The organism is Pseudomonas mendocina (assembly GCF_900636545.1).
Classification (GTDB): domain Bacteria; phylum Pseudomonadota; class Gammaproteobacteria; order Pseudomonadales; family Pseudomonadaceae; genus Aquipseudomonas; species Aquipseudomonas mendocina.
Map to the genome: position 1 here is coordinate 117,774 of NZ_LR134290.1, position 19,290 is coordinate 137,063.

A 19,290-nucleotide genomic window follows, 5' to 3' on the forward strand; every position below is an offset into this window, starting at 1 on the left:
GTCCCAGCAGCTGCGGCCAGGGGGCCGTTCTTCCAGGGAGAAAGCGAATGCACAAGGTATGGATAGCGGGCGCGATGCTCGCAGCGTCGTTGGGCACGGCTCAGGCGCAAGCGCTGGATCTGCATGGCATCGGCGTATCGCGTGATGTGCCCTGCAAGGGGCAGGACGTGATCGTTACCGGCAATGGCAACCAGTTTCGCCTCACCGGTGACTGCGGCCAGATCGAGGTCAATGGTTCCGATCAGCAGGTGAGTTTCGGCAACGCCGCCGGCCTGGTGGTGACAGGCTCGAAGAACCGCATCGAGGGCGAGCGCGTCACCAGCCTCGAGGTCAGTGGCAGTGAGCACCAGGTTGAAACCGAGGTGCACGGCAATGACCAGCAACCGGCGCAGATCGCCATTTACGGTGATAGCAACGTGCTCGAACTCGACCTCGATGGCCCGACGCAGATCGAAGTAAACGGTCTCAACCAGCAACTGACCTGGAGCGGTGACGAGCCGCAGATCGAGACCACCGGCGTCGAGCACCGTATCAAGCAGGACTGATCGGTGCGGCAGGTTGGCGCCCGGCGGTGAACGTGATTAGATGCCCCTGACTTGTCAGGAAAAATCACCTCTCCCATGAGCCGCGACCTGCCCCCACTCAATGCCCTGCGCGCCTTCGAGGCGGCCGCCCGCTTGCAAAGCGTCAGCCGCGCTGCCGAGGAGTTGCACGTCACGCACGGTGCAGTCAGCCGGCAGATACGTGTGCTCGAAGAGCAGCTTGGCCTTGGCCTGTTCGACAAGGACGGCCGTGGCGTCAAGCTAACCGCCGCGGGCCTGCGCCTGCGCGATGCCACTTCGGAAGCCTTCGAGCGCCTGCGTGATACCTGCGCCACGCTGCGCCGTGAAACCGAGGAACGTCCCTTCGTCCTCGGCTGCCCCGGCAGCCTGCTGGCGCGCTGGTTCATCCCGCGTCTGGATCGCCTGCAGCGCGAGCTGCCCGAACTGCGCCTGCAACTCTCGGCCAGCCAGGGCGAGCTGGACCCGCGTAGCGCCGAGGTGGACGCCACCTTGCTGTTCGCCGATCCACCCTGGCCGAGCGACATGCAGGTGTTCGAGCTGGCGCCGGAGCGCATCGGCCCGGTGCTCAGCCCGCGCTACGGCAATCATGCGCAGTTGGCTGCTGCGCGGCCCGAAGCGCTCTACGCCGAGCCGCTGCTGCATACCACCTCGCGCCCGCAGGCCTGGCCGCAGTGGGCGCAGGCCCAGGGGCTGGCGCCCGAGCGCCTGCAGCAAGGCCAGGGTTTCGAGCATCTCTACTATCTGCTGGAAGCTGCTGCGGCGGGGCTCGGTGTGGCCATCGCGCCGCAGACGCTGGTCGCCGATGATCTGCGCGCCGGGCGTCTGGTCGCGCCCTGGGGCTTCGTCGAAACCAGTGGCTACCTGGCGCTGTGGACGCGCCGCGCCGACCCGCGCAGCGAGCGCCTGGCGCAGTGGTTACGCAAAGAGCTGGCGACCTGAGTACAACGACTGTGGCAACGTCGTCTCTGTCGAAAAGCGCGACGCTACCAGCGAGGTTGGGCGCGGAGGCGGTTGCTAGCATCGCCTCACTTTCCTTTCGCTCAGCGGCCTGGCCGTTACAGACGAGGCATCGATGTCCAACCCTTGCAGTAGTTTCATCCCCTATACGCTGGAAGTGACCGGCAAGGGTATCCACGAGGTCGAGCAGGCGCGGGCGGTGATACCTGCCGGCACGCCGATCAACATTGCCTTTCTGGGCAACGAAGACCATGCCCAGCGCATCCATGCCGCCAAGGTCATCCGTGCCTGCGGCGCCGAGCCGCTGCCGATCATTTCCTCGCGTCGGCTGCGCAGCGAAGAGGATCGTGATGAGCTGATCGGTGCGCTGGTCAGTCAGGCGGCGCCGAAACGCTTCATGTTCGTCGGCGGTGATCCGGCCACGCCGGCCGGGCCCTACCAGGATTCCCTGGCACTGCTGGCCAGTGGCGTGCTGGAGCGCCATGGCATCGATCAGGTGGTGATTACCGGCTATCCGGAGGGGCACCCGAAGATCGACAGCGGTGAGCTCATGCGCGCGCTGAAATGGAAACTGGACTTTCTCCGTGAAGCCGGCTGCGCCGTGGAGATCACCACGCAGTTCGGCTTCGATGCCGAGGCGGTGGTGCGCTGGATCGAGCAACTGCGCCAGCAGGGCATCGACACGCCTGTGCGCATCGGCGTGCCCGGGCCTGCCGATGTCGGCAAGCTGCTGCGCTTCGCCCGTCAGTTCGGCGTGGCGACTTCTGCTGCGATTCTGCGGCGCTACGGGCTGTCGATGGCCAATCTGATGCAGCGCGTGGGCGCCGAGCGCTACTGGGACCAACTGCAGGCCGGGCTGGGTGGCAGGCAACTGGGCCGCATCGGCTGGCACCTCTACCCCTTTGGCGGGGTCGAGGATGGCGTTACCTGGATCAATGCCCGTCTCAGCGCCGATTCCAGGCCCCAGGCATTGCCAGGTTAAAGGGCGAGGCCAGAGTTGGCGGGGTGTCGATGATGTTGCCAAGTCGCCCCGGCAAAGATGACAATGCAATTCATTGTCATTTGATATGAAATTCGCTCCATGTCCGCCGACGTCCAGGTGCTGCACACCCTCTATCGCGATCACCATAGCTGGCTGCAAGGCTGGCTGCGGCGGCGCCTGGGCAACGGCTGCGATGCCGCAGACCTGGCCCAGGACACCTTCGTGCGCCTGTTGCGAGCCGGCAATGCCGCGAGCATCCGCGAGCCGCGTGACTATCTGGCCACCGTTGCGCGCGGCTTGATGGTCGACTTCCTGCGCCGGCGCTCGCTGGAGCAGGCCTACCTCGAGGCAATGGCCTTGCAGCCGCAGGCCGAACAACCCAGCGCCGAGCAGCAGGCGTTGTTGCTGGAAGCGCTGATGGAGGTCGACCGTATGCTTGCAGGGCTCGGCCGGAACGTGCGCGAGGTGTTCATCCTCTCCCAGCTCGACGGCCTCACCTACGCGCAGATCGCCGCCCGCCTGGGCATTTCCCTGCGTAGCGTGAACAGCTACATGGCTCGCGCGGTCGAGCACTGCTGCCTACTGCAGACCGGCTGGCAATCGTGAACGAGGCGCAGCGCGCCGCACTCAAGGCGGCCAGTGGTTGGTATGCGCGGCTGTGCTCCGGCCATAGCGATGCCAGTGAACAGCAGGCCTGGCAGCGCTGGCATGATGCGGACGAACTGCATCGTCAGGCCTGGCAACAGATCGAGAAATTACGTGAGCAGTTGGGCATGCTGCCCGGGCCTGTGGCTTCGTCGACCCTGCGTGGTGTCGACCGCAGTCGTCGCCGTCTGCTCGGCAGCCTGGCGTTGGCTGGCCTGGCGCTGCCGTTGGGCTGGTTCGCCTGGCAGAACGATACCCGCCGTTACTGGCTGGCTGACTACCGCAGTGGGGTGGGCGAACGCCGCCAGTGGCAATTGAGCGATGGCAGCCAACTGATGCTGGGCACGGCCAGCGCCGCACAGTGGCAGGTCGATGGGCAGCGGCGCCTGCTGCGCCTGGTCAGTGGTGAGGCGATGATCACCAGCCCGGAAGCGGTGCAGCCGCTGCTGGTGGAAACCCGGCATGGCCTGGTGCGCTGCCAGCGTGCACGTTTCTGCGTGCGCAGCGATGAGCACGGCAGTCATGTCGCGGTACTGAAGCAGGACGTGGAGGTAGCCCCGCTGCGTCATCTGCAAGCGATGCAGGCACTCGCCGCCGGGCACCAGCTACGTTTCGATGCCGAGCAACTGGGGCCATCGAGTGCCAGTGACGCGGCGACCACGGCCTGGACTCAGGGCAGCCTGATCGCCCTGGAGCGGCCACTGGGCGAGGTGGTTGCCGAGCTGGCGCGCTATCGCCACGGTGTGTTGCGTCTCGACCCGACCCTGGCCGGGTTGAAGGTTTCCGGCAGTTTCCCCCTGACCGATACCGACCGCGCCCTGGCGGCGCTGGAGCACAGTTTTCCGCTGCGCGTGGTGCGGCGCAGCGACTACTGGGTGACGCTGGTGCCGAAGGTGTAAAAATAGTCATTGTCGTTTGCACTTTTTTCTCGACTGGCTCGGCCCCTCCTGAAATATCGGCTACAGGCCTTTCATTCTCAGGGGAAACTCATGCGTCAACCTCGCTGCAAACTGCATACGCTGACTGCCGCCGTCCAGGCCGCGCTGTTCTGTTCCGGCCTGGCGCTGGCTGCACCGATGGCCGCTGCAGCACCAGCAGAGCCTGCCGCGCAGGTGCAATCATTCGAAATCGCCGGCGGCCCTTTGGCTGAGGTGCTCAACCGCTACGCCAGCGCTGCCGGAGTCGCCCTGTCGTTCGATGCGTCAGCGCTGCAGGGCCAGAGCAGCCAGGGTTTGCAGGGCACCTACGCGGTGGAGGACGGTTTCGCACGTCTGTTGCAGGGCAGCGGCCTGCGCGCAGTGCGCCAGGGCGAGGGGGTCTACGGGCTGGAGCGTCAGCCGCAGCAGCGTCCGCTCAAGGGCGATGTGCTGGAGCTGGATTCCGTCACGGTCAGCACCCTGCGCAGCGACACCGCGGTGGGTCAGACCAGCCAGCGCGTGACCGTTATCGACCGCCAGCAGATCGAGCAGCAACTGGCGCTGAGCAGCGACCCGGGCCAGGTGCTGAGCAGCCTGATCCCATCCTATTCGCCAAGCCGGCAGAAAATGTCCAATGCCGGTGAAACGCTGCGTGGCCGTACACCGCAGTTTCTCGTCGACGGTGTGCCGCAGGCCAGCTCGATCCGTAACGACGGCCGCAGCAGCTACACCATCGATCTGGCGCAGATCGAGCGCATCGAGGTGATCCATGGTGCCTCGGCCGAGCATGGCGGCGGTGCCACCGGTGGCATCGTCAACTTCATCAGCCGGCGTCCCGAAGGGAATGGCGTTAGCCAGCACGCCGGGGTCAGCCTGGAAAGCGCTGATCGTTTCAGCAAGGACGGCCTGGGCTACAAGATGAACTACCGGGTCAGTGCGCTACAGGGTGACTGGGAGACCCTGTTCGGCGCCACCTGGCAGGAGCGCGGCGCCTTCTACGACGCCAACGACGACCTGGTCGGCATCGCCTACCCCGGCGAGATTCAGGATACCCGCGATCATGACCTGATGTTGAAGCTGGGTTACTGGCTCGATGACGTGCAGCACCTGCAGTTCAGTGCCAATCATTACGAGCTCAAGGGCAACAACGACTATGTGCCGGTGCTTGGCGACCGCGCCGCCGGTATTCCCAGCACCGCGCGCAAGGGCGACCCGCAGGGCGATCCGGCCTTCAACGAGAACCGTCAGTACACCTTCAGCTACAGCAACCAGGATCTGTACGGCAACGTGCTCGACGTGCAGCTCTATCACCAGCGTTATCGTGGTCAGTTCGGCGCGCTGCTTTCCGGAGCTTTCCAGGACCCGAACATCGCGCCGATCGGCACGCTGTGGGAGCAGAGCCGCAGCGACTCGGAAAAATGGGGTGGCAAGCTGACTCTGCGTCGTCGCGGCATGTTCGATGGCCTGCTCGACCTGAGCGGCGGCGTCGACCTGATGCGCGACAAGGGTGAACAGGTCCTGGTGCAGACCCACCGCAGCTACGTACCGCCATCCACCTACGATAACCAGGCCGGCTTCCTCCAGGGCGATCTGCACCTGACCGACAAGCTGACCCTGATGGCCGGTGTGCGCCGCGAGCACTCGGAACTGGACGTGGATGATTTCCGCACCGTATGGGGCACCAACAACGCGGGTGGCGTGAGCGTCACGGGTGGCAAGGTGTCGTTCGGCAAGACACTGAGCAACTACGGCTTCACCTATCAGGCCACCGACTGGGCGCAGCTCTATGGCGGCTATTCCGAAGGTTTCGGCATGCCCGACATTGGCCGCGTGCTGCGCGGGCTCGACGAACCGGGGCTGGACGTGGAGAACCTGCTGGAGCTGGAACCGATCATCACCCGTTCGCGCGAAGTGGGCCTGCGCCTGAATTTCGAGCGGGTGGACATGGAGCTGAGTTACTACGAGTCTTTCTCCAACCTGGGCGAGCGCCTGTCGGTCAACAACGACGGCAACTACATCGCCAACCGCGAACGCGTCGAGATCCAGGGTTATGAACTGACCGGCAACTGGCACATCGATGACCGCCACAGCCTGCGTGGCAGCTACGCCCACAGCCAGGGCAAGTCCGACACCAATGACGACGGCAAGGTGGATACACGCCTGACCGGCCTGAACATCTCGCCGGACCAGTACAGCCTGGGCTGGCAGGCCAACTGGAACGAGGACTGGTCGAGCTACCTGCAATACAACTACTACGTCAGTCGCAGCTTCGATGACCCGCGTCTGAAGTTCGACGGCTACGCCCTGCTGTCAGCCAGCGTCAGCCGCCGCCTGCCGGTGGGCAGCCTGTCGCTGGGCATCGACAACCTGCTCGACGAGGATTACTTCACCTACTACTCGCAATCGGCGCGCATCGCCGACGACTACAACTTCAAGGGCCGCGGCCGTACCTTCACCCTGGGCTACCAGGTGGAGTTCTGAGTCATGGGTGCGCGCTGGCAAGCCCGTCGTGGTTTGCCGGCGCCTGGCGGTAAATGACACTTATGCGTGGCGGGCTAGTCTTAAGGAGAACCTTCAAGCCACAGGAGTTATGTCATGACCGACCACCACACCTACAAGAAGATCGAGATCGTCGGCTCGTCTCGTACCAGCATCGAGGATGCCATCGAGAACGCCCTGTCCGAGTGCGCCAAGAGCGTGCGCAACATGGATTGGTTCGAGGTCATCGACACGCGCGGTCATATCGAGAATGGCAAGGTCGGTCACTACCAGGTCACGCTCAAGGTCGGCTTTCGTCTGAGCGGTAGCTGATCCCCTGGGCGTTCAGAAAGGCGAAGAAGGCTTCACGGCTGGAATAGCGTGGCAGGTAGCCGAATTCGTCTTTCAAGCGCTGGTTGCTCAGCACCGGGCGGTAGCGCAGGAAATCCAGTTGCTCCGGGCCATACTGGCTCAGCCCCAGCGGCTTGAGCAGGCGTAGCGCGCCGGCCAGTATCATGGCCGGCAACGGGCGATAGGGCTTGCCCAGTATCCCGGCGATTTCCGCCAGGCTCAGCGCACCGTCGCCGGCCAGGTTGTAGATGCCTTCGCGGGCTTCTTCCAGGCCCTGGCGGATGATGCCGACCACATCCTGCTCCCAGATGAACACGAAGCGGCTGCTGTGGCCACGCACGCCGAGCACGGCGCGTTTCTTGAACAGGTCGGTGATCGGGTTGTTCAGACGCTTGCCGAGTATGGTGCCGGGGCGCAGCACCAGTTGACGCAGTTGCGGGTGCTGGGCACGGGCGCTTTCGAGCAGGTGTTCGATCTCCAGTTTGTGCCGCGCATAGGCGAAGTGCGGATGGCCGCGCAGTGGATGACGCTCGTCGATCCACTCGGCATTTTCCGGGGTGTAGCCATAGGCCGCGCCGGAGCTGGTGACGATCAGCTGGCGCACGCCGTTGGCGATGGCGCTGTCCACCAGGCACTGGGTGCCGCCAACCTCGATGGCGTGCAGGTGCGCCGCGCTCATGCCGCGTGGCGGACGGATCACCGTCGCCAGATGCACGATGGCATCCGGCTTCCAGCCACCGATGCAGGCGCGCACTTGTGCCGGCCGGCCCATGTCCAGCAGTACGGGCTCGATATTGGCTTTCAGCCCACGGCTGTCGAGGGGGCGTATGTCTGCGGCGATCAGGGTCCATTCGGGATGCTGGATGGCCAGCTCCTCGAGCAACTGATGGCCGATGAAACCGGCAGCGCCGGTGATCAGAACGCGCATGGCTGTCTCCTGGCGGGCAAAGCTGCCCGTTCGCCTCCCGTCACATGGCGGAAGAGATTGTTGTTTTAGAGCTGTCAGGCTAGTTGCCAATAGCCGTTGCGGCAGTGGCGCCTAACGCCAGCGGGTATGGCGTTAGGCGCCAGGCTGACCAATGGTGTGGCGCTGCGCACAGCGGCGGCTCAGGTCGCTGGCGAGGCTGGGTCGGATCGGGCAAGCTGCCGCAGCTGAATTTCAGGGAGGAAATGCCATGTTCAGACTCTTGCTGTTGTTGAGCCTGCTGTCGCTGGCAGGGTGCATCGATAACGAACCGCCACTCGCCGAGGAGCGCCGTCTGCTGCTCAGTGGTGAAGACTTCGCCGCCTACGAGGCGCCGCAGGATGGTCAGTACGAGAAGCAGGTGACCTATGCTGCGCGCACCATCGACCTCAGTTTCGAGAGCGAGGGCAGCGACTGGTTCTACCTCTACAGTGGCGTCTCGCTGTATCCACGCGCTGGCGATGCGCTGATGACCAGCTACGCCGAGACCTTCGGTGCGTCGTTCGGTCTGCGCGACAGCGGCCTGGTGCAACAGGATCTGCCGCTGGAGACCACGCTGGCCAGCCGCGCCAGCCTCAAGCTGCTGACCCAGGATGGCGAGCCGGTAGGCAACCTGTTCTATGCCACCGTCGGCAACAAGTCGATGTTCACCATCTTCACCGGCGTGTATTTCGAGCAGCCCGAGGACTTCGAGGCGTTCATCGCGCCCAAACTGCGCGCGTTGCGCGAATACCAGCACGATGACCCCGTCCTGACCTGGGCGGGCAGGACGCTCGGTTTCGGTGAGTGATGGGCGCTTAGCCGAAGAACCAGTAGCACACGGCAATCGCGGCGATGATCCCGGCGGCGTCGGCGACCAGCGCACAGCCCACGGCATGGCGGGCGCGCTGCAGGCCGACCGCGCCGAAATACACCGCCAGTACGTAGAAGGTGGTTTCGGTACTGCCCTGCACCGTGGCCGCTACCAGCGCCGGGAAGCTGTCGACACCGAAGTTTTCCATGGTTTCGATCAGCATGGCGCGCGCAGCGCCACCGGAGAAAGGTTTGATCAGCGCGGTGGGCAGGGCGTCGACGAAGCGTGTATCCCAGCCCAGCGTCTCGATCAGCCAGCGGATGCCGTCGAGGCCAAAATCCAGTGCGCCGGACGCGCGCAATACGCCAATGGCGCAAAGCATGGCTACCAGGTATGGCAACAGACTCTTGGCTACATCGAAACCTTCCTTGGCACCGTCGATGAAACTCTCGTACACCGCGACCTTGCGCAAGGCTCCTACTATCAGAAACAGCAGGATCAGGCCGAACAGGGTGAGATTTCCGAGCAGTGAGGACAGCGCAGCCAGGGCCGTGGCGCTCATGCCGGCGAGCAGCGCCATGAAGCCGCCGAGCAGCAGCGCAGTAGGAATCAGGTAGGCCAGCACCACCGGGTCCCACAGGCGCAGGCGCTGCATCACCGCCACCGCAAACAAACCGGCCAGGGTCGAGGCGCTGGTAGCCAGCAGGATCGGCAGGAACACCAGGGTCGGGTCCTCGGCCCCTTGCTGGACGCGGTACATGAAGATCGATACCGGCAGCAGAGTCAGCGAGGAGGTGTTGAGCACAAGGAACAGGATCTGCGCATTGCTCGCCGTGGTCGTGCTCGGATTGAGCTCCTGAAGGGCGCGCATGGCCTTGAGGCCGATAGGGGTGGCGGCATTGTCCAGGCCGAGACCGTTGGCCGCGAAGTTCATGCTAATCAGCCCCAGTGCGGGATGGCCGCGCGGGACTTCCGGCATCAGGCGGGCGAACAGTGGGCCCAGCAGGCGCGCCAGCAAGTCTACGAGGCCGGCCTTCTCGGCAATACGCAGCAGGCCCAGCCACAGCGTCAGGGTGCCGAACAGCACCACCATCAGCTCCACCGAGAGCTTGGCCATGGCGAACAGGCTCTCGACCATGGCGCCGAACACGGTGGCGTCGCCACCCAGCAGCCAGCGCGCCAGAGCGGCGACGGCGCCCAGCAGAAAAAAGCTCAGCCACAGGCCATTGAGCATTGCGATCCCCCTTCGGTATGGCGGGGGATGATAACGCGCCGGCGGTGACTATGGGACAGCCGGCAAACTGCCGTCACTCAATACCAGTTGGGGTCGCTGCGTAGCTGTTCCATCAGCATCTGCTGGACTTCCTCGTCCGGATCGCCCAGCCAGCGCAAGGTAGCGTGTTCGCTGGGTGCGCGGTCTTCCGGCAGGCCGTCCGGCACCTGCACGTAAAGCGCATAGGCGTCGTCGTCCTCCCATTCGAAGGCCACATAGGCGCGTTGGCTGAAGCACTTGTGCGCTTCGCACACCTGGCCGACCAGGTAGCGATCACTGTCGGCTTCCACGGCCTGCATGGGAGTGGACAGGCCGCTGAGATTGATCAGCCAGTCCGGCAGGCGTTCTTCATCCTTGACCAGATCCTGCCAGGCTTCGCGGTACTCGGCATTGCTGCTGAGCAACTCGCCTGGGTGGAAGCTGGCGTCACGGTCGGCGGCCTGAGCCGCCAGGGCGCCGCCCATTAGCAGGGCGGCAGCGATGGCGTGGATCGATTGCATCTAGGTCTCCCTACATCCGTGGGCGGCGGCCCATGACGAACGAGACGATGAACAGCACCAGGAACACCACGAAAAGAATCTTGGCGATACCTGCAGCGGTGCCGGCGATACCACCGAAGCCCAGTACAGCGGCGATGATGGCGATGATCAGGAATGTGACTGCCCAACTAAGCATGGCGTTTCTCCTCGATGGATCAGTGGGTAATGGCCCAGGCAGGCCAGGGGTCTTGCGCGTTGCTCGGGACCAGAGGCTGAGGCACAGCGCCCGAGGGCAGCTCCAGCTCGGAGGTGTCGCGGCTAGCGCACAGGGTCTGGCCAATCAGCACGACGGTGGCTAGCGTCAGGCTGAGCAGAAGCAGCAAGCTGGCAAGTACCAGAGCGACTATCCACATGGCTGTTCTCCTGTTGCGTTTGAGGCGGATGGCGCAGGGGTGTGGCATATCCGTCTCGTCCTTTTGTTGCATCGTGACCGGTGCCTGACCGGTCACCCACTCAGGACATTGCAGCGCCCGTGCCAGACTTGGCCTTTAAATAAAATCCTTTTGAATCATCTAGTTATATTTGCCTGATGGCACATTGTGGCGGGCATCCTGCCCGAATGCGGTTTTCTCGGTCGTGCGTTTTGCCCGACGAGGCGCAGGTTGCGGGGCCTTGCGCGAGGCCAGAGTGGTCGCCCGTCGACTGCACAGTCGGTATACTCGCTGCGCCCGCGTACCATGCGGGTTCCGCGCCCAGAACAACAACCGCGCCGCGAGTCTCGAGCCGATGAACGACTACGAACAGGAAGACCCGATTCCCCAGGGTGACCTCGCCCTGCAGATCACTGCGTTGCCGCGCGAGACCAATGGTTTCGGTGATATCTACGGCGGTTGGCTGGTGTCCCAGATGGACCTCGCCGGTACTGCCATGGCGAGCAAGGTCGCAGGGGGCCGCGTGGCCACTGTCGCCATCGATCGCATGGCCTTTCTGGTGCCGGTGGCGGTGGGGGCGCAGCTGTCCTTCTACACCCAGGCGCTGGAGATCGGCCGCAGTTCGATCCAGATGATGGTCGAGGTGTGGAGCGACGATCCGCTGTCCAACGAATGGCGCAAGGTCACCGAGGCGGTTTTCGTGTTCGTCGCCATCGACGGCAGTGGCCGCACCCGGCCGGTCCCGCCGCGTCGCGGCTGACCGGGCTCGCGCCGTAGAAGCGAATTGCACTCATGAAAACGCCGGCATAAGCCGGCGTTTTCATTTTGTCCTGGCAATCAGCCGCGGATGTTGTAGATGTCCTTCTCGTTGCTTTCCGCGTAGTCGTACAGGCGCTGCAGATAGGCCTTCTGGTGCTCCCATACCTTGGCGGCAGCCGGGTCGGCGGCGGCGCTGGCCTCGACCACTTCGGCCGCGACTTCCTTGAGGCGGGCCAGGACTTCGTCCGGCAGGCGGCGTACTTCCACGCCATCGGCCTTGAGTTGTTCCATGGCTTCCATGTTCTTGGCGTTGTAGTCGTCGAGCATGTCGCCGTTGACGTCGCGAGCAGCGGCACGAACGATGGCCTTCAGATCGGCCGGCAGGGTTTCCCAGGCCTTGAGGTTGACGTCCAGCTCGAACAGGACGCTCGGCTCCTGCCAGCCCGGGGTGTAGTAGTACTTGGCTGCCTTGTGCAGGCCCAGAGCCAGGTCGTTGTATGGACCGATCCATTCGGTGGCGTCGATGGCGCCGGTCTGCATGGCGGTGAAGATCTCACCGGCCGGCATGTTGACCACGGTACCGCCCATCTTGGTCAGCACTTCGCCGCCCAGGCCCGGGGTACGCATCTTCAGGCCCTTGAAGTCGTCGACCGAATTCATTTCCTTGTTGAACCAGCCGGCGGTCTGTACGCCGGTGTTGCCGCAGGCCATCGGCAGCACGCCGAACGGTTTGTAGACCTCTTCCCACAGCTGCTGGCCGCCGCCGCGATGCAGCCAGGCGTTCATTTCCTGGGCGTTCGGGCCAAATGGCAGGGCGCAGAAGAACTGGGCCGCCGGGACCTTGCCTTTCCAGTAGTACGGCGCGCCATGACCCATTTCGGCGGTGCCGCGGGAGACTGCATCGAACACTTCCAGGGCCGGTACCAGTTCACCGGCTGCGTACACCTTGACCTTCAGGCGGCCGTTACTCATTTCGTCGACCAGCTTGGCGAAGCGCTCGGCCCCGACGCCGACGCCCGGGAAGTTCTTCGGCCAGGAGGTGACCATCTTCCAGTTGAAGGTTTGGGAACTCGAACCCTCTTGAGGTGCTGCGGCGCTCTTGGCCTCTTCTTTACAGCCAGCCAGTGCGGTGGCTGCAAGGCCTACGCCCGCTGCGGCGAGTATGTCGCGACGTTTCATGCAATGCTCCTTTATTGTTGTATTGGTCTTACCACGGGATCGCCGGAGGTAGACCGGGCGTGAATAACATAGGGGGTCGTGACTCACAAGCCTAGCTACTACGACTAAAGTTGTACGGGCATTGCTGCATTACCGGTAGCCTGCCTAGAATCGCCGGCCTGCGGCCCACAAGGCTGCTGGTGGCGTGATGTGCAGCCAACCGGTTTGCTGTCTGTCTCCTATTCATAACGATAAAGGACTCACTATGTCCGACAAGCCTTCATTTCCCCTCGCTCTTGCAAATCTGATCGATGCGCTCAACACCTGGTTCGGCAAGGCCTGCGCCTGGCTGACTCTGTTTCTGGTACTGGGAACCGCCATCGTCGTCGTCTTGCGTTACGGCTTCGGTATCGGCGCTACCGCTCTGCAGGAGGCAGTTCTATACGCTCACGCACTGGTCTTCATGGGCGCCGCGGCCTGGGTGCTGCTGCGCAATGGCCACGTGCGGGTCGACATCTTCTACCAGAAGTTCAGCGGCCGCCGTCAGGCGCTGGTGGAGATTCTCGGCAACCTGCTGTTCCTGCTACCGGTTGCGCTGTTTCTCGGCTGGGCCAGTTGGGATTACGTCAGCAACTCCTGGTCGACGCTGGAAGCGTCGAGCGAGTCTGGCGGGCTGAAATTCGTCTATCTGCAGAAAAGCATCATCCTGCTACTGGTCGTCAGCCTGGTACTGCAGGGTATTTCCAACCTGATCAAGGCGCTCTACATCCTCAGCGGTCGCCTGCCGGCTCCGGAGGTGAACCATGGCTGAGTTGATGGCGATTCTGCTGTTCGTCAGTATCTGCCTGGCCTTGATGGCCGGCTTCCCGGTAGCGTTCACCCTGGCCGGCGTTTCCCTGTTGTTCGCCGGTATCGGCGTGCTCACCGGTACCTTCGACCCCGGTTACCTCAGTGCCCTGCCGAACCGCCTGTTCGGCATCATGAACAACCAGACCATGCTCGCCGTGCCTCTGTTCGTGTTCATGGGGGTGATGCTGGAGCGTTCACGGGTAGCCGAAGACCTGCTCGAGTCCATGTCGCGTCTGTTCGGCACCCTGCGCGGCGGTCTGGCGATCTCCGTGTGCGTGGTCGGCGCGCTGCTGGCGGCGTCCACCGGCATCGTCGGTGCCACCGTGGTGACCATGGGCCTGCTGGCGCTGCCGACCATGCTGCGCCGCGGCTACGACCCGGCCATCTCCACCGGCACCCTGGCCGCAACCGGTACCCTGGGGCAGATCATTCCGCCGTCCATCGTGCTGGTACTGCTGGGTGACGTGATGTCCAGCGCCTATCAGCAGGCGCAGTTGAAGATGGGCATCTTCTCGCCGAAGACCGTCTCGGTCGGCGACCTGTTCGTCGGCGCGCTGCTGCCCGGCCTGCTGCTGGTCGGCCTGTACATCGTCTACATCATTGCCGTGGCCATCCTGCAGCCGAAGAAACTGCCGGCGCTGCCGCAGGAAGAACTCGGCCCGATCGAGTGGGGCAAGCTGGGCAAGGCGCTGATTCCGCCGCTGATCTTGATCGGCGCGGTGCTGGGTTCGATCCTCGCCGGTTACGCCACCCCCACCGAAGCCGCTGCGCTGGGCGCCGTAGGCGCGATGCTGCTGGCCTTCAGCAAGGGCAAGCTGAACTTCGGCCAGCTCAAGGAAGTGGCCTACGGCACCACCGAAATCAGTGCCATGGTCTTCATGATCCTGATCGGCGCGTCGCTGTTCTCCCTGGTGTTCCGCGGCTTCGGCGGCGAAGTACTGATTGAGGATGTGTTCGCGCAACTGCCTGGCGGCGTGCTCGGCGCGTTCTTCCTGGTGATGGTGGTGATCTTCCTGCTCGGCTTCATCCTCGACTTCATCGAGATCACCTTCGTGGTGGTGCCGATCGTCGGGCCGGTGCTGCTGGCCATGGGTCTCGACCCGATCTGGCTGGGCGTGATGATCGCGCTGAACCTGCAGACGTCCTTCCTCACGCCGCCGTTCGGCTTTGCCCTGTTCTATCTGCGCGGGGTCACGCCGAAGTCGGTAGCTACCAGCACCATCTACAAAGGTGTGGTGCCGTTCATCCTGATCCAGATTCTGCTGCTGGTGATCGCCTACATCTTCCCGGGCCTGATCACCTGGTTGCCGGAACAGGTCTACGGCAAGTAGGTCATAGCTTGCAGTCAGCAGACGCCCGTCCCTGTGACGGGCGTTTTGCTTCTGGCGTTGTCACACTATTGGTCATCTATCCCAACGAGAGGTCGTCATGAGCACCGCCCAAGTCGAACGCGTGGAACTGGATCAACTGACCTGCTGGCGAATCCGCGTCGCGGGCAGCGTGCTGCTGGTCGCTCAGCAGGGCGCGCAGATTCTCAGTTACCAGCAGGGCGAACAGCCGCCGCTGATCTGGCTGAGCCCGGACGCTGCCTATCGGACCGGACAAAGCGTGCGCGGTGGTGTGCCGGTGTGCTGGCCCTGGTTCGGCGACCTGCGGCGCAATCCGCCGGCCGTGCAGGCGCACTATCACCTTGAGCAGGCACCAGCCCATGGCCTGGTGCGCGCGCTGGACTGGGAGCTGCTGGGCATCGACGAAGAGGATGGCGCCGTTACCCTGCGCTTCGCCTACGACACCCGCAACCAGCCGCTGGAGGGTTGGCCTCGGGATGTCGGCCTGACCTTTGTCGTGCGTGTGGCGCAGGACCTCGGCATGAGCCTGGAGACCCACAATCGCGGTACGGAGCCGCTGACCCTGAGCCAGGCACTGCACAGCTACTTCGCCGTCAGTGACGTGCGCCAGGTCAGCGTTGAGGGGCTGCAGGGCTGTCGCTATATCGACACCCTGCAGGATTGGCGGGAGCTGCGCCAGCAGGATGCCCTGGTGTTCGATGCCGAGACCGATCGCATCTATTTCGACACCGCCGCGCGGCTGAGCATCATCGATCCCGGATGGGGCCGGCGCATCCATCTGGATGCTCGCGGTTCACGCTCGGCCGTGCTGTGGAATCCCTGGACCGACAAGGCCAGGCGCCTGTCGCAGTTCCCCGACGACGCCTGGCAGAGCATGCTTTGCATCGAGACGGCCAACGTGCTGGAAGACATCGTGCAGCTGAAGGCCGACGAGCGTCACCGGCTTGAGTTGCGCCTGTCCAGTGAGCCGCTCGCTAGTTAGCGCCGCCCTGCTGCTCCAGCGCCTGGCGAAGTGGCTCGGCGCTGGTAAAGGTCTGTTGCTGAACCAGCTGCCCATCCTTTAGCTGCAACCACAGCACCTCACCCTCGCCAGCCGGATAACGCGGGGCGATGCGGGCATCGCGGTCGAGGAGGATGCGGTAGTTGTAGTCGCGCATCTTCGGCAGGGCGAAGAGCGTGGCGATGACGCGCGGCATGCGGCTGATGTCGGCGAGGAAGACCGCCTGGCGCTTGTCCAGGTAGCCCTTGGGCGTGCCTTCCAAGGCGGCGTTGACCAGCTTGGCGCCGTCCATGTCGCGCGCGACCAGCAGGATCTGTGTCTCGTCGTTCAGGGTGTAGGGCGCGTCGAACTGATCGAGCAGCGTCCAGGTGGCCAGGCGTTCGCCGGGCTCCATTGCCAGTGCAACGGTGGATAGCAGGCACAGCAACAGCAGGGCAGCAGCTTTCATGCTGGAACTCCTAGCAGGGACAGCGGGGGTTAGAGGTCTTCGTCGGTCACCAGGCGCACTTCGCCTGCGTCCATCGCGTAGGCGGCGTCGGCCAGTTCATTGCTGATTTTCTCGACCTTCAGCTCGCCACTGACCCACAGCGGGGCGTAGATGTCGTCGAGCGCAATGCCCTTCGGATAGCGCACCAGCACAAGCTGATTGGGCGGTGGTGGCGGCACGTGGATGCAGGCGCCCGGATAGGGCACCAGGAAGAACAGGGTGCTGTTGCCTTTCTCGTCGCTTTCCAGCGGCACCGGATAACCGCCCAGGCGAATCGCCTTGCCGTCGAGTGCGGCGACGGTCTTGGCGGAGTACATCACCGCAGGCAGATCCTTGTCCTGTTGGCGCAGGCCGCCTTCGCTGTAGAAGGTGCTGTCGCCTTCGGGGCTGTCGTGGCTGATATCGGGCATCTCCTCGAGGGCTTTGCGGTCCTCGGGCGGCATCAGGTCCAGCCAATCGGTTTCCGGCAGTTCGGCGTGGGCCAGGCCGGTGGAAAGCAGCAGGGCGAGCAGCAGGTGGCGCATGGTGATGGGTGTCTCTCGGCGTTGGCGATCGATAACCGGCATGTCGTGCATGCCGGTTTCGAGGAAGGTCAGTCCTTCTTGATTGCGCCGTAGATTACCAGCAGAACGATGGCGCCGATCACCGCGCCGATGAAACCGGCGGCCTGTCCTGCTTCGTAGATGCCCAGCGCCTGGCCGCCGTAGGTAGCCGCAATGGAGCCGCCGATGCCGAGCAGGATGGTCATGATCCAGCCCATGTTGTCATCGCCGGGTTTGAGGAAGCGTGCGACCAGACCGACGATCAGTCCGATGAAAATGGTGCCGATAATGCCCATTGGCGTATCTCCTTGATCCAGGTCGCCGCGATTGCGGCGACCTGATATCTGACCGACGGAGGTGCCATCGGTTCGCCAGTGGCGGGGCTTACGCCTTGCCGATCAAGGCTTCGACGGCGGCGATACCGGCGTCGAGGCTGGCGCGGTCGGCGCTGCGCAGGGTGGCGTGGCCAACCTTGCGCCCGGCCTTGAAGGCCTTGCCGTAGTGGTGCAGATGGCAATCGGCGACGCTGATCACCTTGTCCACCGGCGGTACTTCACCGATGAAGTTGAGCATCGCGCTTTCGCCCAGCTTGGCGGTGGAGCCCAGCGGCAGGCCGGCGACGGCGCGCAGGTGATTTTCGAACTGGCTGCACTCGGCGCCTTCGATGGTCCAGTGTCCGGAGTTGTGCACGCGCGGGGCAATCTCGTTGGCCTTGAGGCCGCCTTCGACTTCGAAGAACTCGAAGGCCAGCACGCCGACGTAATCGAGTCGGTCCAGCACACGACCAACATAGTCCTCGGCCAGCGCCTGCAGCGGGTGCTCGGTGCTGGCGATGGACAGGGCGAGAATGCCGCTGTCGTGGGTGTTGTGCACCAGGGGGTAGAAGCGCGTTTCACCATCGCGGGCACGCACGGCGATCAGCGACACCTCGCCGGTAAAGGGCACGAAACCTTCGAGGATGCACGGCACGCTGCCCAGTTCGGCAAAGGCGCCGGTGACGTCTTCCGGCTTGCGCAGGACTTTCTGGCCCTTGCCGTCGTAGCCCAGGGTGCGGGTTTTCATCACGGCCGGCAGGCCGATGCTGGCCACGGCGGCATCGAGGTCGGCCTGCGACTGAATGTCGGCGAACTCCGGTGTGGGAATGCCCAGGTCCTTGAACATCGACTTCTCGAACCAGCGGTCACGGGCGATGCGCAGGGCTTCGGCGCTCGGGTAGACCGGCACGAACTGCGATAGGAAGGCCACGGTTTCCGCCGGCACGCTCTCGAATTCGAAGGTGACCAGGTCAACCTCGTCGGCCAACTGGCGCAGGTGGTCCTGATCGCCGTAATCGGCGCGGATATGCTCGCCGAGCGCCTGGGCGCAGGCGTCCGGCGCCGGGTCGAGGAAAGCGAACTGCATGCCCAGCGGAGTGCCCGCCAGCGCCATCATGCGGCCCAGCTGGCCGCCACCGATCACACCGATTTTCATAACAAAGCCCCTTTTCAGCAGGTGGCGAACCAAGCAGTTGAACGTTGCCCGCAGCGCAGGAAGCGGAGTTTACGCCGGTAAATGAGCATTCCGAGCAGCGCACAGCGCAAATGCGCCGTGTCGCAGCCCCTGATGGAATGCGCTTCAGGCCTCGCGCGGGTCCGGGTTGCTCAGCACGGTATCGGTCTGTTCCTGGCGGAACTGCTTCAGCGCCGCGTGGAACTGCGGGTGCTGGTGACCGAGGATGCTGGCGGCCAGCAGGGCGGCGTTGACTGCGCCGGCCTTGCCGATGGCCAGGGTGGCGACCGGGATACCGGCCGGCATCTGCACGATCGACAGCAGCGAGTCGACGCCCGAGAGCATGGATGACTGCACCGGTACGCCGAGCACCGGCAGGTGAGTCTTGGCTGCGCACATGCCCGGCAGGTGAGCGGCGCCACCGGCGCCGGCGATGATCACTTGGATGCCGCGGGCCTCGGCCTCTTCGGCGTACTGGAACAGCAGATCCGGGGTACGGTGGGCGGAGACCACCTTGACCTCGTGGGGGATGCCCAGCTTGTCCAGCATCTCGGCGGTGTGGCTAAGGGTGGACCAATCGGACTTGGAGCCCATGATCACGCCAACCAGTGCGCTCATCAAAGTGCCTCTTCTCTCGGGCGCCTAGCGGCGCGTCAAAAACCAACAAGCCACGCGGGCGGGCCAGCGTGGCTTGTCATTATTCGTTGGCCGGGTGCTACCGGCCGAAGGCCGCGCAGTATAACGCAAAGCCGCCGTCGTCGGGCAGTGGCGACGACCGTTTGTCATGCCAGCCGTGACCAGGCGGAAAAACCGCCTAAACCTTGC

Annotated in this window: 23 protein-coding genes; 12 read left to right on the forward strand and 11 right to left on the reverse strand. The window is 64.1% G+C overall.

The window, feature by feature from the left end; translation table 11 throughout:
* The first annotated feature begins 47 nt into the window (after window positions 1–47).
* The 7 genes from EL191_RS00515 to EL191_RS00545 all read left to right on the forward strand — a co-directional run bounded on the left by EL191_RS00515 (window position 48) and on the right by EL191_RS00545 (window position 6,875).
* Window positions 48–545, forward strand: coding sequence for a DUF3060 domain-containing protein (locus EL191_RS00515; protein ID WP_041975739.1), 498 nt, complete (start codon window positions 48–50; stop codon window positions 543–545).
* Between the two features lie 75 nt (window positions 546–620).
* Window positions 621–1,502, forward strand: a complete 882-nt coding sequence (locus EL191_RS00520; protein WP_013713252.1) for a LysR family transcriptional regulator — start codon at window positions 621–623, stop codon at window positions 1,500–1,502.
* A gap of 133 nt (window positions 1,503–1,635) precedes the next feature.
* Window positions 1,636–2,502 carry a methylenetetrahydrofolate reductase gene (locus tag EL191_RS00525; RefSeq protein WP_041975740.1) on the forward strand — a complete coding sequence of 289 codons (867 nt, stop codon included), beginning with the start codon at window positions 1,636–1,638 and terminating at the stop codon, window positions 2,500–2,502.
* Between the two features lie 99 nt (window positions 2,503–2,601).
* On the forward strand, window positions 2,602–3,108 hold the full coding sequence (locus tag EL191_RS00530) for a sigma-70 family RNA polymerase sigma factor (protein WP_041975741.1): 507 nt from the start codon (window positions 2,602–2,604) through the stop codon (window positions 3,106–3,108).
* Window positions 3,105–4,046 (forward strand): FecR domain-containing protein, encoded by a 942-nt coding sequence (locus EL191_RS00535; protein ID WP_013713255.1) that lies wholly within the window; start codon window positions 3,105–3,107, stop codon window positions 4,044–4,046. Before EL191_RS00530 ends, EL191_RS00535 begins: the two co-directional genes overlap by 4 nt.
* 90 nt (window positions 4,047–4,136) lie before the next feature.
* Entirely contained in the window at window positions 4,137–6,545 is a 2,409-nt protein-coding gene (locus EL191_RS00540) for a TonB-dependent receptor domain-containing protein (RefSeq protein ID WP_041975742.1), read from the forward strand.
* A gap of 114 nt (window positions 6,546–6,659) precedes the next feature.
* Window positions 6,660–6,875 carry a dodecin gene (locus tag EL191_RS00545; RefSeq protein ID WP_013713257.1) on the forward strand — a complete coding sequence of 72 codons (216 nt, stop codon included), beginning with the start codon at window positions 6,660–6,662 and terminating at the stop codon, window positions 6,873–6,875.
* On the opposite strand, the gene EL191_RS00550 is transcribed toward EL191_RS00545, so the two are convergent.
* Window positions 6,844–7,821 carry an NAD-dependent epimerase/dehydratase family protein gene (locus tag EL191_RS00550; RefSeq protein WP_041975743.1) on the reverse strand — a complete coding sequence of 326 codons (978 nt, stop codon included), beginning with the start codon at window positions 7,819–7,821 and terminating at the stop codon, window positions 6,844–6,846. The two genes, EL191_RS00545 and EL191_RS00550, sit on opposite strands and share 32 nt — an antisense overlap.
* A gap of 247 nt (window positions 7,822–8,068) precedes the next feature.
* Here EL191_RS00550 and EL191_RS00555 point away from each other — a divergent pair, with 247 nt between their 5' ends.
* Window positions 8,069–8,647, forward strand: coding sequence for a hypothetical protein (locus tag EL191_RS00555; RefSeq protein ID WP_013713259.1), 579 nt, complete (start codon window positions 8,069–8,071; stop codon window positions 8,645–8,647).
* Window positions 8,648–8,654: 7 nt separating this feature from the next.
* Here the strand turns inward: EL191_RS00555 and EL191_RS00560 are convergent, their stop codons facing one another.
* The 4 genes from EL191_RS00560 to EL191_RS00575 form a co-directional block, all read right to left on the reverse strand.
* On the reverse strand, window positions 8,655–9,884 hold the full coding sequence (locus EL191_RS00560; RefSeq protein ID WP_013713260.1) for a nucleoside recognition domain-containing protein: 1,230 nt from the start codon (window positions 9,882–9,884) through the stop codon (window positions 8,655–8,657).
* A 77-nt stretch (window positions 9,885–9,961) separates the two neighbouring features.
* On the reverse strand, window positions 9,962–10,423 hold the full coding sequence (locus tag EL191_RS00565) for an inhibitor of vertebrate lysozyme family protein (RefSeq protein ID WP_013713261.1): 462 nt from the start codon (window positions 10,421–10,423) through the stop codon (window positions 9,962–9,964).
* A gap of 10 nt (window positions 10,424–10,433) precedes the next feature.
* On the reverse strand, window positions 10,434–10,598 hold the full coding sequence (locus EL191_RS00570; RefSeq protein ID WP_013713262.1) for a DUF1328 domain-containing protein: 165 nt from the start codon (window positions 10,596–10,598) through the stop codon (window positions 10,434–10,436).
* A gap of 19 nt (window positions 10,599–10,617) precedes the next feature.
* Complete coding sequence (locus EL191_RS00575; RefSeq protein WP_017361074.1) at window positions 10,618–10,815, reverse strand: hypothetical protein; 198 nt, start codon at window positions 10,813–10,815, stop codon at window positions 10,618–10,620.
* A gap of 373 nt (window positions 10,816–11,188) precedes the next feature.
* Here EL191_RS00575 and EL191_RS00580 point away from each other — a divergent pair, with 373 nt between their 5' ends.
* Complete coding sequence (locus tag EL191_RS00580; RefSeq protein WP_013713264.1) at window positions 11,189–11,593, forward strand: acyl-CoA thioesterase; 405 nt, start codon at window positions 11,189–11,191, stop codon at window positions 11,591–11,593.
* Between the two features lie 77 nt (window positions 11,594–11,670).
* Here the strand turns inward: EL191_RS00580 and EL191_RS00585 are convergent, their stop codons facing one another.
* A complete protein-coding gene (locus tag EL191_RS00585; RefSeq protein WP_013713265.1) occupies window positions 11,671–12,771 on the reverse strand; it encodes a TRAP transporter substrate-binding protein in 1,101 nt (366 codons plus the stop codon).
* 244 nt (window positions 12,772–13,015) lie between these two features.
* Here EL191_RS00585 and EL191_RS00590 point away from each other — a divergent pair, with 244 nt between their 5' ends.
* From EL191_RS00590 to EL191_RS00600, 3 genes are all read left to right on the forward strand, one after another.
* On the forward strand, window positions 13,016–13,561 hold the full coding sequence (locus EL191_RS00590) for a TRAP transporter small permease subunit (protein WP_017361075.1): 546 nt from the start codon (window positions 13,016–13,018) through the stop codon (window positions 13,559–13,561).
* Window positions 13,554–14,930 carry a TRAP transporter large permease gene (locus tag EL191_RS00595; RefSeq protein WP_013713267.1) on the forward strand — a complete coding sequence of 459 codons (1,377 nt, stop codon included), beginning with the start codon at window positions 13,554–13,556 and terminating at the stop codon, window positions 14,928–14,930. The genes EL191_RS00590 and EL191_RS00595 overlap by 8 nt, the downstream gene beginning before the upstream one ends.
* Before the next feature lie 97 nt (window positions 14,931–15,027).
* Window positions 15,028–15,930, forward strand: coding sequence for a D-hexose-6-phosphate mutarotase (locus tag EL191_RS00600; protein ID WP_041975746.1), 903 nt, complete (start codon window positions 15,028–15,030; stop codon window positions 15,928–15,930).
* Here the strand turns inward: EL191_RS00600 and EL191_RS00605 are convergent.
* The 5 genes from EL191_RS00605 to purE all read right to left on the reverse strand — a co-directional run bounded on the left by EL191_RS00605 (window position 15,923) and on the right by purE (window position 19,083).
* Complete coding sequence (locus tag EL191_RS00605) at window positions 15,923–16,396, reverse strand: hypothetical protein (RefSeq protein ID WP_017361077.1); 474 nt, start codon at window positions 16,394–16,396, stop codon at window positions 15,923–15,925. The genes EL191_RS00600 and EL191_RS00605 overlap by 8 nt on opposite strands.
* A 29-nt stretch (window positions 16,397–16,425) precedes the next feature.
* On the reverse strand, window positions 16,426–16,959 hold the full coding sequence (locus tag EL191_RS00610; protein WP_026041913.1) for a DUF3299 domain-containing protein: 534 nt from the start codon (window positions 16,957–16,959) through the stop codon (window positions 16,426–16,428).
* Window positions 16,960–17,027: 68 nt separating this feature from the next.
* On the reverse strand, window positions 17,028–17,273 hold the full coding sequence (locus EL191_RS00615) for a GlsB/YeaQ/YmgE family stress response membrane protein (RefSeq protein ID WP_041975748.1): 246 nt from the start codon (window positions 17,271–17,273) through the stop codon (window positions 17,028–17,030).
* 88 nt (window positions 17,274–17,361) lie between these two features.
* Complete coding sequence (locus EL191_RS00620) at window positions 17,362–18,447, reverse strand: 5-(carboxyamino)imidazole ribonucleotide synthase (protein ID WP_013713272.1); 1,086 nt, start codon at window positions 18,445–18,447, stop codon at window positions 17,362–17,364.
* Window positions 18,448–18,591: 144 nt separating this feature from the next.
* Window positions 18,592–19,083, reverse strand: coding sequence for a 5-(carboxyamino)imidazole ribonucleotide mutase (gene purE / locus EL191_RS00625; RefSeq protein WP_003242109.1), 492 nt, complete (start codon window positions 19,081–19,083; stop codon window positions 18,592–18,594).
* Window positions 19,084–19,290: the final 207 nt, after the last annotated feature.

What these genes read in the sequence shown, in the direction of transcription:
- EL191_RS00515 (WP_041975739.1), top strand. Translation starts at nt 48, where the DNA reads ATGCACAAGGTATGGATAGCGGGCGCGATGCTCGCAGCGTCGTTGGGC.
- EL191_RS00520 (WP_013713252.1), top strand. Translation starts at nt 621, where the DNA reads ATGAGCCGCGACCTGCCCCCACTCAATGCCCTGCGCGCCTTCGAGGCG.
- EL191_RS00525 (WP_041975740.1), top strand. Translation starts at nt 1,636, where the DNA reads ATGTCCAACCCTTGCAGTAGTTTCATCCCCTATACGCTGGAAGTGACC.
- EL191_RS00530 (WP_041975741.1), top strand. Translation starts at nt 2,602, where the DNA reads ATGTCCGCCGACGTCCAGGTGCTGCACACCCTCTATCGCGATCACCAT.
- EL191_RS00540 (WP_041975742.1), top strand. Translation starts at nt 4,137, where the DNA reads ATGCGTCAACCTCGCTGCAAACTGCATACGCTGACTGCCGCCGTCCAG.
- EL191_RS00545 (WP_013713257.1), top strand. Translation starts at nt 6,660, where the DNA reads ATGACCGACCACCACACCTACAAGAAGATCGAGATCGTCGGCTCGTCT.
- EL191_RS00550 (WP_041975743.1), bottom strand. Translation starts at nt 7,821, where the DNA reads ATGCGCGTTCTGATCACCGGCGCTGCCGGTTTCATCGGCCATCAGTTG.
- EL191_RS00555 (WP_013713259.1), top strand. Translation starts at nt 8,069, where the DNA reads ATGTTCAGACTCTTGCTGTTGTTGAGCCTGCTGTCGCTGGCAGGGTGC.
- EL191_RS00560 (WP_013713260.1), bottom strand. Translation starts at nt 9,884, where the DNA reads ATGCTCAATGGCCTGTGGCTGAGCTTTTTTCTGCTGGGCGCCGTCGCC.
- EL191_RS00565 (WP_013713261.1), bottom strand. Translation starts at nt 10,423, where the DNA reads ATGCAATCGATCCACGCCATCGCTGCCGCCCTGCTAATGGGCGGCGCC.
- EL191_RS00570 (WP_013713262.1), bottom strand. Translation starts at nt 10,598, where the DNA reads ATGCTTAGTTGGGCAGTCACATTCCTGATCATCGCCATCATCGCCGCT.
- EL191_RS00575 (WP_017361074.1), bottom strand. Translation starts at nt 10,815, where the DNA reads ATGTGGATAGTCGCTCTGGTACTTGCCAGCTTGCTGCTTCTGCTCAGC.
- EL191_RS00580 (WP_013713264.1), top strand. Translation starts at nt 11,189, where the DNA reads ATGAACGACTACGAACAGGAAGACCCGATTCCCCAGGGTGACCTCGCC.
- EL191_RS00585 (WP_013713265.1), bottom strand. Translation starts at nt 12,771, where the DNA reads ATGAAACGTCGCGACATACTCGCCGCAGCGGGCGTAGGCCTTGCAGCC.
- EL191_RS00590 (WP_017361075.1), top strand. Translation starts at nt 13,016, where the DNA reads ATGTCCGACAAGCCTTCATTTCCCCTCGCTCTTGCAAATCTGATCGAT.
- EL191_RS00595 (WP_013713267.1), top strand. Translation starts at nt 13,554, where the DNA reads ATGGCTGAGTTGATGGCGATTCTGCTGTTCGTCAGTATCTGCCTGGCC.
- EL191_RS00600 (WP_041975746.1), top strand. Translation starts at nt 15,028, where the DNA reads ATGAGCACCGCCCAAGTCGAACGCGTGGAACTGGATCAACTGACCTGC.
- EL191_RS00605 (WP_017361077.1), bottom strand. Translation starts at nt 16,396, where the DNA reads ATGAAAGCTGCTGCCCTGCTGTTGCTGTGCCTGCTATCCACCGTTGCA.
- EL191_RS00610 (WP_026041913.1), bottom strand. Translation starts at nt 16,959, where the DNA reads ATGCGCCACCTGCTGCTCGCCCTGCTGCTTTCCACCGGCCTGGCCCAC.
- EL191_RS00615 (WP_041975748.1), bottom strand. Translation starts at nt 17,273, where the DNA reads ATGGGCATTATCGGCACCATTTTCATCGGACTGATCGTCGGTCTGGTC.
- EL191_RS00620 (WP_013713272.1), bottom strand. Translation starts at nt 18,447, where the DNA reads ATGAAAATCGGTGTGATCGGTGGCGGCCAGCTGGGCCGCATGATGGCG.
- purE (WP_003242109.1), bottom strand. Translation starts at nt 19,083, where the DNA reads ATGAGCGCACTGGTTGGCGTGATCATGGGCTCCAAGTCCGATTGGTCC.